The sequence below is a fragment of the Arthrobacter alpinus genome, assembly GCF_900105965.1.
GTDB lineage: Bacteria > Actinomycetota > Actinomycetes > Actinomycetales > Micrococcaceae > Specibacter > Specibacter alpinus.
Map to the genome: position 1 here is coordinate 3,713,655 of NZ_FNTV01000001.1, position 15,335 is coordinate 3,728,989.

Below are 15,335 nucleotides of genomic sequence, written 5' to 3' on the forward strand. Positions count from 1 at the left end.
CCCCCGCCTGCCTCTTTGCCGGGCCGCACGGGCCCGGCCCTTCTAGCAGAAGCCTGCGATGCCGTCCCAGGCGTTGCCGGCGTCCGAGGCGTTTTCACGTAGAACCGTTGCCTCGATCAGTCCGTAGGGACGGTCCGCGGCATAGAAAACCTCGTTCGGGTTGTCCAGGCCAAACGGGGTCAGGTCAACCACGAAGTGGTGCTTGTTGGGCATGGAGAACTTGATCTCGTCGATCTCGGCGTGGGCCAGAAGGACCTTTTTCCCCATGTCGAAGAGGGTCTGCTGCAAGGCGGTGGAGTAATTCTCCGTGAAGCCTTCGAGCAGCAGCGCCTTGACGTCGTCGTAGGATTTGTTGAAGTCAACCTCAGCGACGGCGGCCGGGTTGAACCGCCAGCGCGCGGCCACGTCCGTGGCCAGGATGCGGTCATGCGTGGGTGCAAGCGTGGTGTACTTGTCCACCGGGTACCCTTCGAAGCCGGAGTCCGTGGACTTAAGGACGGTTAGGTCCTGCAGTCCGGAAATCAGCGCGGTGTTGGGGCCGTCCTTGACCACCACGGCGGTGCGCACCTCTTGGCCGTTGCGCACGAATGCGTGGTTGTGCGCCGTACCGTGTGACTCGATCCGATCCCATTTGTATTGTTCGGCGGCCCAGCGTCCGCCGGTCACCCAGCTGAACTCTGAGGTGAAGTGCTCACCTAGGCGCAGCAAGAATGCTTCCGGGGATCCCACGCCGTTGCGGGCGAAGGCGTACACCGTGTTTTTCTGCGTGTCTGTGGCAACGACGTGGGCGTTGTCCCCTTCCAAGTGGGCGGCCTGGAAGTCACCGCGCAGCTGGGAGGTCACATTGAGGTCCTCGATCTCGTGGCGGTCCGTGTCCCGGGTGATCTTGACGAGACGGACCTCTGCCTTGCCGTACTGGTTGGCACCCAGAACGATGCCGGTGTTTTCGTTGTTGGCGTTCATGGCTAGCTTCCTCGGTACGTTGAAAAGGCGAATGGACTCAATAGCAGCGGCACGTGGTAGTGCTCTTGTGCCGCATCGAGGGTGAAGGTCAGCGACACCTCCGGGAAAAAAGCTTCGGTGCCGATGCCGGCGAAGTATGCGCCGGTGTCGAAGCGGAGACGGTACGTCCCGCTGGGCAGCAGCTCCGGCCCGAGGTCCTTGACCCGGCCCTGCGCATCGGTGGTCCCCGATGCAAGGGGCTGCCACTCTGCGCCGCTGAGCTCCTCGAGCCCTACGGCTACGCCTGCTGCAGGCTTGCCCAGTGTTGTGTCCAAGACGTGGGTGGTGATGTGGGAAACGCTCATGGTTTCACGACCTCCTTGAGCCGCAGCAGTGCGATCTCCCGCAGCTGCCCGGCAACGATGAGTTCTTCATTCTCGGGTGGGTTGTGGAGCCGCTCGTGCAGCGCCGACAGGATCTCATCGGGCGAACGCCCCAGGGCCCGAATGAGGAAGACCCGGCCAAACTTTTCCTCGTAGGCGCGGTTTCCGTCCAGTAGTTCGGCGGCAACCGCGGCGTCGGCCGGGTCAATCCCCGACTGTTCAGCAGCGGAGAGCGCCGCCGCCTGACCGCTTCCGGGCAGCCGTTCCCCGATGCGGGGGTGGTGTGCCATGGCGGAGGCGACCTCCCCAGCGGTGAGCGGCGCGGCGGCGTCCCTTGCGGCGGCGAAAATGTCTTCCGCCGCTGCATAGGGACGGCCGTCAATGATCTGGTGGATCCACCGGTCAACGTCGAGGCAGGGTCGCAGTACCTCAACCAGGGCATTTTCTGTGGATTCGTTGAATTCGTTCAACAGCATGGCAAGTTGATCCTTGCTTTTCATCTGCTGGCATCCACGGCGTAGGCTATGCGAACTTCAAATATTTTCGCATCGTGGAACTGTTATTTCAGCGTATGAATAGTGAACCGCATCACATTTGAAATGTCAACTACGGGAGTGGCGACTTCTTTCGAGTTACAAGCCTAGCTCCGTGCGAAGATGGGCTACGTGGCCTTCGGCGCTGACGCGGTACTCTGCTGTTCGCACGGTTCCGTCAGCGTTGACCACTGCGGTGGAGCGGAGTGTGCCCATGACGGTTTTATTGTTGACCAGCTTCTCTCCCCACGCACCCCAGGCCTCCGCGACCCGGTGGTCGGCGTCGGAGAGTAGCGGGAAATTCAGCCCGTGGTCTTCGGCAAAGGTGGTCAGGGCCTCCGGGGCGTCGGTGGATATCCCCACTACATCCACGCCAGCGGCTTGCAGGGCGGCCAGGCTGTCTCGAAAGTCGCAGGCCTCCGTGGTGCAGCCCGGGGTGGCGGCCTTGGGATAGAAGTAGACGATGACCTGCCGGCCTGCGTAGTCGGAAAGTGAAACGGTGCGTCCGGAGGCGTCGGGGAGGGTGAATCCGGGGGCGGCCTGGCCGGAGGTGAGTGCGGTTGACATGGGGCTCCTCTAATTTCGCAATATGAAATCAAACTATTGATGGGTGAAATAAGAGTAGGGCTGTGCTTCGGTCTGGTCAAAGGGTGTCCGAGGACCTTGGGCATGCGTCCGCTACGAGGGGAGGGCGTCGAGAGCGGTTCGCAGCCGTTCACGCAGCACAGCGGATTCGGCACTAAAGCCGCGCTGCGCGGCCACGTAGTCGGCCTTCCCGGCGGCCGTTTCAATGCGGATTGGCGGGTAGCCCCACGCCGCCAGATCGTAGGGGGAGGCCTGCATATCCATGGCACGGATGTTCCATGAAAGTTCAAAACAGTCCATGACCAGCTCGCTGGGCAGTGCAGGTGAGAGCTTGTATGCCCACTTGTAGAGGTCCATGTTCGCATGCAGGCAGCCGGGCTGCTCCATGTCACGCTGGTTCTCCCGCGTGGGTGTCAGCTCGTTGAGTCCCGTTGCCTGCGGAGTGTAAAAACGGTATGCGTCGAAGTGCGTACAGCGGATTCGGTTTTCCTCCACCACCCGGTCAGTGCCGCCGGATCCGAGCCTGAGTTCCAGGTATTCGTGCCGCACCGCATTGGCCTCCTGCTTGTAGACCATGGCCCACTCATGCAGCCCAAAGCAGCCAAACTGCGCCGGTCGCGCCGCTGTGCGGCCCAGGATGATCCGGGCGAAATCCACCGCATCCCTGCGCAGTTCCAGGAACCTCTCCACGTCAAGAATGACGCCGGGAGCTTCCGCGGGCGCCCCGGCCTCCTCGCGCTCCGCGTTGCTGGCCTCCCGGTAGAACTTCCAGCCGAGTCGCTCGGTTGCGGATGCTCCCGTGAGTATGGCGCCGGCTCCCGGGTGCCAGCGCGAGAGCTGGCCCGGCTTCTGCGTGTAATAAGTGAAGAGGAAATCCTCAACGGGGTGCTTCTTCCCGGCCGAACGCCGGGCCAGGTAGGGCTCCGCGTAGCGGTCCACGCGGTCCCGGTGGGCCGCGGCCTTGTCCTGCCAAGCGGCTTCGGACAGAACTGAGGGGGCCGGGGATGGCAGTGCGGGGGTCATTTCCTAATTATCTTCCATGACCAGGGGAGTGGTCGCACCCGAGACTGTGCCTCTCGGTACCCCGGCGGCAGGTGACGGGACGGGCGAAGGTACGTTTCCGGCGTCGTCCGCGTGCGCCGCGGCGCCAATCAGGGCCATCATGGAGCGGTGTAGGGCCATGGCACCTTCGCGGTCAAGGCCAAGCCGGGCCATCATGGTGCCGGGCACCGAGAGAGCCTGCTGGCGCAGGGCGGCACCAGCGGCGGTGAGGTCAATGCAGAGTGCGCGCTCGTCCGTGGCGTCCTTGGTGCGGGTGATGTAACCCAGGGCTTCGAGGCGTTTGAGGAGCGGAGACAGGGTGGCGGATTCCAGGAGGAGGGCGGCTCCGATGTCCTTGACACGCCGCGGCGCCTGCTCCCACAGCGCCAACATGACCAGATATTGCGGGTGCGTCAGCTGCATGGGTTCAAGGACGGGTTTGTACGCGGCGATGACACTGCGGGAAGCCACGCTGAGTCCAAAACACAGCTGCCGTTCAAGCAGGAGATCGTTCTCGGTGGTGCTCACGGACACAGCCTCTCATTTAGTTAGTGCACTAACTAACAGGGTACTATGAATAGTGTTCCCTCGATCAACCGGGTTGGCTCAACCCCTGCGCTGCAAGGAAAATCAATCATGACCAAGACGCCCTTTGTTCACAGAATGATGCGCTTCACGGGTCGTTTGCGTTACGTTTTTGGCCCCGCCGTCAGCAGTCCACTCGATCATGAGATGACGCCGGAAAATAAGGCCTTGCTGGTTCAGCAGGAGGCGGCCACGGAGGAATTCATCACCGTCAAACGGGCCGATGGCAGCACGTATCTGGTGCCGAGGGACCCGAAGGATCAGTCGCTGCGCTAGTAATCTGGCGGAGGCTCCGGCGCCTTTGGGGTGCCCCGGGAGTAAAATTAAGTGACTCAGGGCACTTTGCTTTACTCGAAAGGAAGAGGGGTGTTGATGATGAAGAACGGCGATAAGTTCTTGAACAGATTCATGCACGCTACTGAGAAGGCGCAGAAGGTTTTTGGCCCCGCTGACCGCGGCGACATGAGTATCCCGGTGGCGCATCACCATGATGACCTCGAAGAGAGCGGGCAGGAGCAGCTCTCCCATTACGAACAGCACACGGATTCAGAAGGTCACCATTACGCCGAACGTAAATCCGAGGCGTAGCTCAGGAGCCCTCGGACCAAAAGTGCAAAAAGGTGGGTGCCGGAACAATCCGGCACCCTCCTTTTGCGTCTGAAGGGACCCGCGCCCGTGTGGGCCCACAGCCCCGAGTGACCCGCCGCCCCGGTTTGGGCCCACGCGCCCGAGGGGCCCCAAGCGAAGACGCGCCAGCGGATTCACTTGGGGAGGGCGTGGGGACTAGCGGCCCGTGCCGCCGTAAACGGTTGCCTCATCGTCGCTGTCCAGGTCAAAGGCCTGGTGGACAGCGCGCACGGCAACGTCCAACAGGTCGGCCCGCGTGACAACGGAGATGCGGATTTCGGAGGTGGAGATCAGATCGATGTTCACGCCGGCGTCGGACAAGGCCTGGAAGAAGCGGTAGGAAACGCCCGGGTTGGAGCGCATGCCGGCACCAATGAGTGAGAGCTTGCCGATCTTGTCATCGTAAATCAGGTCCTCAAAGCCAACGTCGGACTGCTTGGCGCGCAGGGCGTTTAGTGCGTCCTCGCCTTCCACCATGGGCAGGGTGAAGGAGATGTCCGTCTTGCCCGTGCCCTTTGTGGAGATGTTTTGCACGATCATGTCGATGTTGCTGTGCGCACCGGCGATGATGCCGAAAATCATGGCAGCCTTGCCGGGGATATCCGGGACTCCAACTACAGTGACTTTGGCTTCTGACCGGTCGTGGGCTACGCCGGAGATGATTGGCTGCTCCAAGGCAACTCCCTCTGAAATCTTGATTTTGTCGTCAGGGCTGGGCAGAACCCAGGTTCCCTCATTGTCGCTAAAGGATGACCGCACATGGATGGGCAGTCCAAAACGCCGTGCATATTCCACGCAGCGAAGGTGCAGGATCTTGGCGCCGGAGGCGGCCATTTCCAACATTTCTTCGCTGGAGATCTTGTTAATCTTCTGAGCGTTGGGAACCACTCGTGGGTCGGCCGTGTAAACGCCGTCAACGTCCGTGTAAATTTCGCAGACATCGGCGTTCAGGGCGGCGGCCAGGGCCACCGCAGTTGTGTCGGAGCCGCCGCGACCCATGGTGGTGATCTCGTGGGTTGTGCGGCTCATGCCCTGGAAACCGGCCACGATGGCAACCTTGCCCTTGTCCAGGGCGGTGCGGACGCGGTGCGGGTCAACATCAATGATGCGGGCCTTGCCGTGGATGCCGTCGGTGATCATGCCGGCCTGGCTGCCTGTAAAGGACTGCGCTACGCCGCCTTGGGCGCTGATACCCATGGCCAACAGGGCCATTGAAATTCGCTCGCCAGCCGTCATGAGCATGTCCAGCTCGCGGGCCGGGGGCTGGGCCGATACCTGAGCGGCCAGATCCAGCAGTTCATCGGTGGTGTCGCCCATGGCGGAAACCACCACGACCACTTCATGGCCTGCTGCCTGGGTGCTGACTACTCTGCGGGCAACCCGCAGAATGCCTTCGGCGTCAGAGACAGAGGAACCGCCGTATTTTTGAACAATCAGACTCATGAATGCACACTCATTGACTTACCTAACGCAACACTAGGAAAAGGAAATTTGCTGCCGCTCACGCCGGTGCCGCGCCGTCGCGCATGGCCAGTGCGGCATCATCAGCGCGGAAGGCAGTTGAGGAAAGTTTAGCGCGGTGCCGCGATAACAAGGAATTGATGCGTCCACATGGTGGTCAATGATGTCCATGTTCGTCACCAAAAAGCAACGAATATCAGACGTTGGGATGATGTTTTTCCTGCACAGGCGGGCCTAGGCTGATGCCATGACCGCATCGGCGGCCCGTAGGGGAGGGAACCATGACTGAGCACCAGCCAGCAGAGCAGGAGAGCGGACCAATCGTGGCGGGAGAGCCCTTCACCGGCCTTGTCGCCAAGGGACTTTCCCGCAGCTTTGGCGAGGTTCACGCCGTCGTACATATGGATCTGTACGCCCCAGCTGGGCAGGTTACGGCGCTGATTGGGCCCAACGGTGCCGGGAAGACCACGCTGTTGCTCATGCTGGCCTCGCTGCTGGCCCCAGATGACGGAACCATCAGCGTGATGGGGATCGATCCTGTGAGTGATCCTGCCGCAGCACGGGCCAAGATCGGGTGGATGCCTGACACTTTGGGCGTCTGGGAGGCCCTGACGGCGCGCGAAATCTTGACCACCATGGCCAAGTTTTATCACCTGCCTGCCGCACAGATTCCCGACCGAGTTCAGGAACTGCTGGAACTGGTCAACTTGACGCCCCTGGCGGATCAGAAGGCACGGGTGCTCTCGCGTGGGCAGCAGCAGCGGCTGAGCTTGGCGCGGGCGCTCATTCACGATCCTCAGGTTTTGTTGCTCGATGAGCCAGCCTCGGGGCTCGATCCGGGATCGCGCGTGGCCTTGCGGAGCATTTTGCGGCGGCTGGCCGGCGAGGGGAAGGCTATCGTGGTTTCCTCGCATGTGTTGGCCGAACTTGATGAAATTGCCGACGGCGCCGTGTTCGTCAATCAAGGTCGCTCCGTGCTGGCCCAGTCCGTTGACGAGGCATCCGGGCAGGGGCGCAAGTACTCAATAGCGGCCCTTGACCCGGTCGCGTTGGCCAACGCCCTCGGGACTCTGGGTTTGGCATTCGCCGAAGGAACCGGCCGCCGGGATTCAGTTTCGGTGACCGTGGGGACTGAGGCTGATGCCGCCAGATTGCTGCGCGATTTGGTGCAGGAGGGTGTGGACGTGTGCGCCTTTGCCCCGGCCACGGGAGCCTTGGAAGAGACCTACATGAGCATGAAGGTGGAGCAGCCATGACCCTGAGCCAGTACTCGTCCGGCACCATTGCCGTGGTGGCCATGGAATTGCGGCAGCGGCTGCGCTCACGTGGTTGGTACATCATGCTGGGAATTTGGTTTGCCCTGATTGCTCTGGTGACCACGTTGACATGGTTTAGCTGGCAGGCGCAGCGCCGCTATCAAAGCGAATATGGCGGCATGGGACCGGACATGGTGGTGCAGGGCCCGGGCCCGCTGATCTTTGAGGCCGTCCTGGCGTTTGTGCTGTTGTTTGGTCTGCTCGTGGCACCCGCACTTTCGGCCAACGCCATCAGCGGGGACCGCTCCGCCGGCACGCTGGCCATCATGCAGGTGACGTTGTTGCGGCCAGGACAACTCCTCTGGGGAAAGTTCCTCGCCTCATGGATTGCCGCACTGGCGTTTTTGATCGTGAGCATTCCGTTTCTGATCTTTGGGATTGCGCAGGGGGGCCTGGGCGCAGGGCACATTCTGGTTGCCCTGCTCATGTTGTCAATAGAGCTCGGCGTTGTGTGCGCCCTGGGCGTGGGGATTTCCGCACTGGCAAACCGGCCGCTGTTCTCCATTGTGGTGACGTACTTGACCGTGGCGGCGTTGACGTTTGGAACGCTCATTGCCTTCGGGTTGGGCATGATGCTCAGTAACGGCACCGTCAAGGCGAACCAAACGTATTACAAGGGCATGGAGATCTATCAAGGTGAGGGGCAAATTGATCAGCCCGAGATCTACCCGTCACCGCCGAGGCCCACAGACATTACTGACGAGAACGACGAGTACGCCTGCTACGGTCCCCTCGTGGAGCAGCCAGCGCCCCGCTCGGAGCGTGTGGCCTGGATGTTGAGCATGAATCCGTTCGTGGTGGTGGCAGATTCCATTCCGTATCCGGAGCGTAACGCCCAGGACCAGATGTATTCCTCGACGGGATTCTTCGAGTCCATCAGCCAGGGTGCACGCTACGCCCAAGCCGGCCCCGAAGGCACCTACCAATGTGCCAACGGCAAGGTGGCGGCGCAGTACCTCGACAAGCAGGCGCCGTTGTGGCCCCTCGGATTGGGGCTGCAGTTGCTGGTGACGGCCGGAATTCTGATCCTGGGTTGGCGTGCCCTGCGCACTCCAGCCCGGAAATTGGCCAAGGGGACGCGGGTGGCCTGATCCGGCCCACCGCGAAAACGGGGTCAACTCGTGAAAACGGCGACAAAATACGCCGTCCTCACGAGTTGACCCCGTTTTGGGTGAAGCCCTGTAGCCAGGCCCCGTTCTCGGCGAGACCAGCCGGAACGGAGAAACCGCTAGGAGACCGGAACTGCCGAAAGGTTGGCGCGGGTCAGCACCGTGCTCTCAGGGATCTGCCGCACGGCGCCCTTGTCGGCGCTCGTGGCCATGGAGGCGTAGGCGCGCAGGGCAGCCGAGACGGGGCGCTCACGGTTGACTGGCTGGTAGCCGATCGTGGACTCGAGGACCTCGCGGCGGGCGTCCAGCTCGGCGTTGTCCACCACGAGCTCCAGGGAGCGGTTCGGGATGTCGATGCGGATGAGGTCCCCATCCTGGACGAGGGCGATGGTGCCGCCGGCTGCAGCCTCGGGGGAGACGTGGCCGATGGAGAGGCCGGAGGTGCCGCCGGAGAAACGGCCGTCGGTGATGAGGGCGCAGACCTTGCCCAGTCCCAGACCCTTCAGGAAGGACGTGGGGTAGAGCATTTCCTGCATACCGGGGCCACCGCGCGGTCCCTCGTATCGGATCACAACCACGTCGCCGGCCTTGACGACCTTCGAGAGAATCTTTTCAACGGCTTCGTCCTGGGATTCGCAGACCACGGCCGGGCCTTCGAAGGTCCAGATGGACTCGTCCACGCCGGCCGTCTTTACAACGGCGCCGTCCACTGCGATGTTGCCCCGCAGCACGCCCAAGCCGCCGTCCTTGGAGAAGGCGTGCTCCACATCGCGCAGGCATCCTTCGGCCGCGTCGGTGTCCAAGGAGGTCCATTCGGCCGACTGTGAGAAGGCGGTGGAGGAGCGCTGGCCACCCGGGGCAGCGGTCCACAGCGCCTGAGCTTCATCGGTGGCCTTGCCTCCGCGGATGTCCCAGTCGTCCAGCCAATCCGTGAGGCCCTCGGAGTGGACTGACTTGACGTTGGTGTGCAGCAGCCCGCCGCGGTTCAGCTCGCCCAAGAGAGCGGGGATGCCGCCGGCGCGGTGCACATCCTCCATGTAGAAAGTCTTGTTGCCTGCAACGTTCGGGGCCACCTTTGCCAGGCACGGAACCTGGCGCGACTTGGCGTCAATGTCCTCGAGATCGTACTTCAGGCCGGCCTCCTGCGCTGCGGCGAGCAGGTGCAGAATCGTGTTGGTGGAGCCGCCCATGGCGATATCCAGGGCCATGGCGTTGTCGAAGGCCTCGAAGCTGGCGATCGAGCGCGGCAGGACCGATTCATCGTCGTCCTCGTAGTAGCGCTTGGCGATCTCGACGGCGGTGGCGCCGGCGCGCTCGTACAGCTCCTTGCGAGCCGTGTGCGTGGCGAGCAGCGAGCCGTTGCCGGGCAGTGACAGGCCGATTGCCTCGGTGAGGCAGTTCATCGAGTTGGCGGTGAACATGCCCGAGCAGGAGCCGCAGGTGGGGCAGGCGTTGTCTTCGATGAGCTCGATGTCTTCGTCGGAGACCGAGGAGTCCACGGCGTCGGAGATGGCGTTGACAAGGTCCAGTGAGCGGATGGAGCCGTCGGTCATGGTCACCCGGCCAGCTTCCATGGGCCCGCCCGAGACAAACACGGTGGGGATGTTCAGGCGCAGGGCGGCCATGAGCATGCCGGGGGTGATCTTGTCGCAGTTGGAGATGCAGACCAGGACGTCGGCACAGTGGGCGTTGACCATGTACTCGACGGAATCGGCGATCAAGTCGCGGGACGGCAGCGAGTAGAGCATGCCGCCGTGGCCCATGGCAATGCCGTCATCCACCGCGATGGTGTTAAATTCGCGGGCAATGGCGCCGGCCTTGTGGATGGCGTCGGAGACAATGCGGCCCACGGGGGCAAGGTGGGTGTGGCCGGGGACGAACTCGGTGAAGGAGTTGGCGACGGCGACGATCGGCTTGCCGATGTCGGACTTGGCGACACCGGAGGCCATCATGAGGGCGCGGGCGCCGGCCATGTTGCGGCCGTGGGTGACTGTGCGTGAACGTAATGGAGGCATAAGGCTAGTTAACCAGCATTCCCGGCGGACCGTGAAGACGGCGTCACTACTAGTAGTGGCAGTGCTAGTTTGGAGCAATGAATGAAGAACGACGGCGTGAGCTGGGCCAGTTTCTCCGAGACCGCCGCGCGGGGCTGGTTCGGGCCGAACAGGGGTTGCCGCCTATTGGCCGAACCCGAACCCGGGGGTTGCGCCGGGAAGAGATCGCGGCCTTCGCCGCCGTCAGCGTCACCTGGTACACCTGGCTGGAACAAGGGCGGGATATCAATGCCTCCCGCCAGGTGCTTGAATCCGTTGGTAGGGTGCTGCGCCTCAGCCCGGCCGAGCAGTCCTATGTTCTGACATTGGGTGGCCACGCCGCGGTGCCGGCGAACGGAAATACCGCGATTGAGTCCGTCCCGGCGCACCTGCAGGCGCTGCTGGACGCAGTGGATTTCCCTGCCTTCGCGGTGGCACCGGACTGGGGGATCGCCGGGTGGAACACCGCCTATGAAAGCCTCTATTCACGCATCGCCGAAGTAGCTCCGTCCGAGCGAAACTTGCTCTGGCTGGTATTCACGGATCCGCAACTGCGCCAGATGCTGCCCGATTGGGACATTACATCCCGGAATTTTGTGGCTGAGTTCCGTGCCGAGGCCGGATCGCGCCTTGGCTCCGCAGCCCACACGGCGTTGGTGCGCAAGCTGCAGGACGAGAGTGTTGAATTTGCCAGCATTTGGGCCGAGCACGTTGTGCTGAACTTTTCCTCACGGCAGCGAATTTTTATCCATCCCAACGTGGGGGAGCTGACTTTTGACCAGCACCGATTGGTGCCTTCCGACGTCCCGGACCTGCACTTTGTCATGTACGTTCCCACGGCGGGGACCCTCACGAACGAGCGGTTGGCTGAACTGAGCCGTCGGGCTTAGGTCAGCGCGTTGCGGCGGCCCTCGAAGGCGCGGCCCAGGGTGACCTCATCGGCGTACTCCAAGTCGCCGCCTACGGGCAGGCCCGAGGCCAGGCGCGTGACTGTGATGCCGAGGGTCTTGAGCATGCGTGAGAGGTAAGTGGCCGTGGCTTCGCCCTCGAGGTTGGGGTCCGTGGCGATGATGATTTCCTGGATCTGCGCGTCGTTGAGCCGGGTGAGCAGTTCGCGGATGCGCAACTGGTCGGGGCCGATGCCTGCGATGGGATTGATGGAGCCACCCAGCACGTGGTACCGGCCGTGGAAGGCGCGCGTGCGCTCAACGGCGAGGACGTCCTTGGATTCCTCGACGACGCAAATGACAGTTGGGTCGCGGCGGGTATCGCGGCAGATGTTGCACAGTTCCGCCTCGGTGACGTTGCCGCAGACGGTGCAGAACTTTACGCGTTCCTTGACCGTGACGATGGCGCGGACCAGGCGTTGCATGTCCTCGGTGTCCGCCTCCAGTATGTGGAAGGCGAGGCGCTGGGCTGACTTGGGCCCGATTCCGGGCAGGCGCCCCAACTCGTCAATGAGCTCCTGAACTGCTCCCTCGTACACAATGCCTCTTGTCTATTGCTGGTTGTTACAACTATTGGTGGTGGAGCGTGGGTCAGTTGGAGTTGTTGAGCGGGCGTTCTTCGATGAGTACTCCGCCAAGAATACGCTCGACGGCGGCCTGACCCACCACACCGGATTCCTCGATCGTGACATCGTCCGGGCTCGGCACGTCCTCAACATATGGTGCGTTGGCCACGGCAGATGGTGCGTGCGCACGGGCTGCCTGAGCCGCCGGACTATTGGCCAGACGCTGATACATGCTCAGCTTCTCGCCAGCCTGGCTGCCAGCGGCTATATCCGACTCCGACGCCGGATCCGGCTGTGCCTGCCCCGTTGCCTGAGCGGGGGCCTGCTCTGCTGCTGTCGGTTGGTCCACTGTCGTTTGGGACAGGGGAACAGAGACCGTGCGAACCGTGGGATACGTGCTGGACGCGCCCAGAGGCGAACCGGCTACCGGCAGGGACGCGTTGAACTTTGGCTCTGGCGGGGTATCCTCTGCTGCTGCCTGGGCGGGTGCCGTGGGTGTTTCGCTTGAACCGGTGTCCTGCGCCCAGTCGGGAGCGTTGGAGATGGCCCCCCAACCGGGGTCGGCAACCTTTTCCCTGCTGGACTGGCCCAGTGAAACGCCCCAGTCCTGAGTGGACGGCTGGCTTGACTGCTGGGCGATCTGTTCGGCCAGCATGGCACTGCGTCGTGGCGCTTCGGATTCAACGGGGGCAACAACAGCTGCTTCCGCAACGGGAGTGTCCCATCCTGTGGTCCACGCCGAAATGGGTGAAACCTTCGGCGGTGAATACGCAGGAACGGGTTCCGCCACCGCTTCAGGGGACTGCTGGTAAGGATCAACCGGAACGTAATCGGCAGGCGGATAAGCTTCGGGTTCATCCCAAGGGTCGCTCGGCTCCGTGGGACCGTCCCAGGGTTCCTGTTCCACGGCCGGAGCCTGCTCAGCTGTGGGCAACTTGGTAGACGCGGGTGCTGGTTCCGCGATGGGGCCCTGATCCCTGACAGCGGGCTGAACAGTCACGGGTGGTTGCGCTACAACCGGTGCCTGGGTCTCGGCTGTGCGAACCGGGGTTACCGTAGGTGCTGCGGTTGGCAGTCCCCACGAATCCCGGGGAGCCGCGTCCGGTGCCTGTACAGGTGTGGGTGCTGGAGCTGGTGCCGAAACGGGCGTCAGTTCCTGCGCAGCACTGCCGCTCCCTTCACGCTGGGGTGAAGGGTTACGAGTTTGAACTTTTGGGTTTGGCTCAGCGCTCGCCCTCGGGGATGGAGCTTCACCGTCAACGGGCAAGATCTGCACCGACAAACCGAGAACCGTGTTGATGGCCTGCTGCAGATTGGCCAGATGCCCGCCATTGCTGAACGTGCTGATGAGTCCCGTTGATGGAAGTCCAACACGGAGTTCTTGGCCGTCGAAGGTCTGTGGAACCACGTTCTGGTTGACGATCACCCATGAAGCCATGCGAATACTCCGCAGGGCTCCAAGGATTTCCGGCCATGCACGGCGAATGACCTCGATGCCGGATGAGCTGCCACCGGAATTTTCAGCTGGTGCGGCCGCCGGCACCTCGGCAGGGGCTGGGGGCTGAACCTGTTGTGCTTGCGCGGCCGGCGCCACGTTGGCTGGCGCCGCCGTGGCAGGGGCCTGCTTGGCCGGTGCAACCTCGACAGGGGCCTGCTCGGCCCGGTACGGCGACTCGAAGACAGGGGTGCCTTCAGGAGTGGGCAGGTCATCCCATGTACGGCTCGGCTGAGGCGCAACCGGCGCTGGCTCAGGATTTGCTGCCTGAGGCTGTTCCTGGGCGGGTGCGTGCCGCGCGGCAACCTCTGCTCCGGCAGCTTCCTTGGCGCGCGCAAGCTGGGCGCGTACCGCGGCCAGGCCGCCGCCGCTCGAGTCCGCGGGAGCCGAGGCTACGGGCGCGGCGGAGGTGGGTGCCGGCGTCGAACCTTGAGCGGGGAAGTCTTGGCTCCGTGCTGCTGGCGCGGCAGGGTAGGAGGCGGCAGGCGCAGCCGGGGCCCCGCCGTAATTCAACCGTCGTTCAAGCTGATCGAGCCGGGTAGCCATGCCGCGGGTCGAGGAATCGGCGCCCGGAAGAAGAAGGCGTGCGCCCAGCAATTCCAGGTGCAGGCGAGGCGAGGAAGCGCCGGTCATTTCATTGAACGCCGCGTTCGTGACATCGGCTGCACGGGAAAGCTCCGCGGCGCCAAGCTGGGCGGCTTGGGTCTGCATGCGAGCGATGAGTTCATCCGGTGTGCCGCGCAGAATTGCGTGGGCGCTTTCCGGCATGGCCTGCACAATGATGAGGTCGCGGAAGCGCTCCAGTAGATCCTCAACGAAGCGACGGGGATCATGCCCGGTCTGGATGACGCGGTCAACCGACTTGAAAACGGTGGCGGAATCGCTGGCTGCCAGTGCTTCAACCACGTCATCCAGAAGGGAAGAGTGGGTGTAACCGAGCAGGTCAACAGCGAGATCGTAGTCCAGTCCAGCCGCTCCGGCGCCGGCCATGAGCTGGTCAAGGACTGACAAGGAATCACGGACTGAACCGCCACCTGCCCGCACCACGAGGGAGAGAACTCCCGGGGCAACCGCTACGTTCTCGGCCTCGCACAAGTGTGCCAAATAAGCCATGAGCGGCTCCGGCGGCACCAGCCTGAACGGGTAGTGATGGGTGCGTGAGCGGATGGTGCCAATGACCTTGTCCGGCTCGGTGGTGGCAAAGATGAACTTGATGTGCTCCGGCGGCTCTTCAACAATTTTCAACAGGGCGTTGAAGCCTGCGGAGGTGACCATGTGGGCCTCATCAATGATGAAGATTTTGTAGCGGTCACGGATGGGGGCAAAGGTGGCGCGTTCGCGAAGGTCGCGGGCATCGTCAACGCCACCGTGGCTGGCGGCGTCAATCTCAATGACATCGAGGGAGCCGGCGCCGCCGCGGGCCAGTTCAACGCAGCTGTCGCACTCGCCGCAGGGATGTGAGGTGGGGCCCTTGGCACAGTTCAGGCAGCGGGCCAGGATTCGGGCGGAAGTGGTCTTTCCGCAACCTCGGGGGCCGGAAAAGAGGTAAGCGTGATTTACACGGTTCTTGTCCAGGGCGGCCATGAGGGGCGCCGTGACATGTTCTTGGCCAATGACGGTGGCAAATGAATCCGGGCGGTACCGGCGATACAGGGCTGTTGGTGCGCTCACAGTTGAAACCCTATCTAATCCGCCTGACAAAATGCCGCGTG

General features: G+C 62.9%; 16 protein-coding genes. 5 read left to right on the forward strand and 11 right to left on the reverse strand.

From position 1 onward, the window contains the following. Positions 1 to 42: 42 nt before the first annotated feature. The 6 genes from pucL to BLV41_RS17000 all read right to left on the reverse strand — a co-directional run bounded on the left by pucL (position 43) and on the right by BLV41_RS17000 (position 4,012). Positions 43 to 963, reverse strand: coding sequence for a factor-independent urate hydroxylase (gene pucL / locus BLV41_RS16975; protein WP_074712658.1), 921 nt, complete (start codon positions 961 to 963; stop codon positions 43 to 45). A 2-nt stretch (positions 964 to 965) separates the two neighbouring features. Next, entirely contained in the window at positions 966 to 1,307 is a 342-nt protein-coding gene (gene uraH, locus BLV41_RS16980; protein ID WP_074712660.1) for a hydroxyisourate hydrolase, read from the reverse strand. Beyond that, positions 1,304 to 1,825: a 2-oxo-4-hydroxy-4-carboxy-5-ureidoimidazoline decarboxylase gene (gene uraD, locus BLV41_RS16985; RefSeq protein WP_342028206.1), complete on the reverse strand. Its 522-nt coding sequence runs from the start codon at positions 1,823 to 1,825 to the stop codon at positions 1,304 to 1,306. Before uraD ends, uraH begins: the two co-directional genes overlap by 4 nt. Before the next feature lie 132 nt (positions 1,826 to 1,957). Continuing rightward, complete coding sequence (gene bcp, locus BLV41_RS16990) at positions 1,958 to 2,425, reverse strand: thioredoxin-dependent thiol peroxidase (RefSeq protein WP_074712662.1); 468 nt, start codon at positions 2,423 to 2,425, stop codon at positions 1,958 to 1,960. Between the two features lie 111 nt (positions 2,426 to 2,536). Beyond that, entirely contained in the window at positions 2,537 to 3,466 is a 930-nt protein-coding gene (locus BLV41_RS16995) for a 3-methyladenine DNA glycosylase (protein WP_139244363.1), read from the reverse strand. Between the two features lie 3 nt (positions 3,467 to 3,469). Beyond that, a complete protein-coding gene (locus BLV41_RS17000; RefSeq protein ID WP_342028207.1) occupies positions 3,470 to 4,012 on the reverse strand; it encodes a MarR family winged helix-turn-helix transcriptional regulator in 543 nt (180 codons plus the stop codon). Positions 4,013 to 4,120: 108 nt separating this feature from the next. Here BLV41_RS17000 and BLV41_RS17005 point away from each other — a divergent pair, with 108 nt between their 5' ends. Then, a complete protein-coding gene (locus tag BLV41_RS17005; protein ID WP_044574942.1) occupies positions 4,121 to 4,345 on the forward strand; it encodes a hypothetical protein in 225 nt (74 codons plus the stop codon). Between the two features lie 96 nt (positions 4,346 to 4,441). Continuing rightward, the gene (locus BLV41_RS17010; protein WP_239437589.1) at positions 4,442 to 4,657 is read left to right on the forward strand and encodes a hypothetical protein; all 216 of its coding nucleotides are present in this window, start codon (positions 4,442 to 4,444) and stop codon (positions 4,655 to 4,657) included. 195 nt (positions 4,658 to 4,852) lie between these two features. On the opposite strand, the gene BLV41_RS17015 is transcribed toward BLV41_RS17010, so the two are convergent. Together BLV41_RS17015 and BLV41_RS22150 are read right to left on the reverse strand one after the other, a co-directional pair. Then, complete coding sequence (locus BLV41_RS17015) at positions 4,853 to 6,139, reverse strand: aspartate kinase (protein WP_044574946.1); 1,287 nt, start codon at positions 6,137 to 6,139, stop codon at positions 4,853 to 4,855. A 33-nt stretch (positions 6,140 to 6,172) separates the two neighbouring features. Next, positions 6,173 to 6,328 carry a hypothetical protein gene (locus BLV41_RS22150; protein ID WP_170835490.1) on the reverse strand — a complete coding sequence of 52 codons (156 nt, stop codon included), beginning with the start codon at positions 6,326 to 6,328 and terminating at the stop codon, positions 6,173 to 6,175. A gap of 110 nt (positions 6,329 to 6,438) precedes the next feature. Here BLV41_RS22150 and BLV41_RS17020 point away from each other — a divergent pair, with 110 nt between their 5' ends. Together BLV41_RS17020 and BLV41_RS17025 are read left to right on the forward strand one after the other, a co-directional pair. Further along, positions 6,439 to 7,413, forward strand: coding sequence for an ABC transporter ATP-binding protein (locus BLV41_RS17020; protein WP_074712665.1), 975 nt, complete (start codon positions 6,439 to 6,441; stop codon positions 7,411 to 7,413). After that, positions 7,410 to 8,564, forward strand: a complete 1,155-nt coding sequence (locus tag BLV41_RS17025; RefSeq protein WP_074712666.1) for an ABC transporter permease — start codon at positions 7,410 to 7,412, stop codon at positions 8,562 to 8,564. Before BLV41_RS17020 ends, BLV41_RS17025 begins: the two co-directional genes overlap by 4 nt. A gap of 137 nt (positions 8,565 to 8,701) precedes the next feature. Here the strand turns inward: BLV41_RS17025 and ilvD are convergent, their stop codons facing one another. Continuing rightward, on the reverse strand, positions 8,702 to 10,597 hold the full coding sequence (ilvD, locus tag BLV41_RS17030) for a dihydroxy-acid dehydratase (protein ID WP_074712668.1): 1,896 nt from the start codon (positions 10,595 to 10,597) through the stop codon (positions 8,702 to 8,704). A gap of 77 nt (positions 10,598 to 10,674) precedes the next feature. On the opposite strand from ilvD, the gene BLV41_RS17035 reads away from it, so the two are divergent. Beyond that, positions 10,675 to 11,505 (forward strand): helix-turn-helix transcriptional regulator, encoded by an 831-nt coding sequence (locus tag BLV41_RS17035; RefSeq protein ID WP_074712670.1) that lies wholly within the window; start codon positions 10,675 to 10,677, stop codon positions 11,503 to 11,505. Here the strand turns inward: BLV41_RS17035 and recR are convergent. After that, the gene (gene recR, locus BLV41_RS17040) at positions 11,502 to 12,101 is read right to left on the reverse strand and encodes a recombination mediator RecR (RefSeq protein ID WP_074712671.1); all 600 of its coding nucleotides are present in this window, start codon (positions 12,099 to 12,101) and stop codon (positions 11,502 to 11,504) included. The genes BLV41_RS17035 and recR overlap by 4 nt on opposite strands. Before the next feature lie 52 nt (positions 12,102 to 12,153). Further along, a complete protein-coding gene (locus BLV41_RS17045; protein WP_074712673.1) occupies positions 12,154 to 15,294 on the reverse strand; it encodes a DNA polymerase III subunit gamma and tau in 3,141 nt (1,046 codons plus the stop codon). Positions 15,295 to 15,335 lie beyond the last annotated feature (41 nt).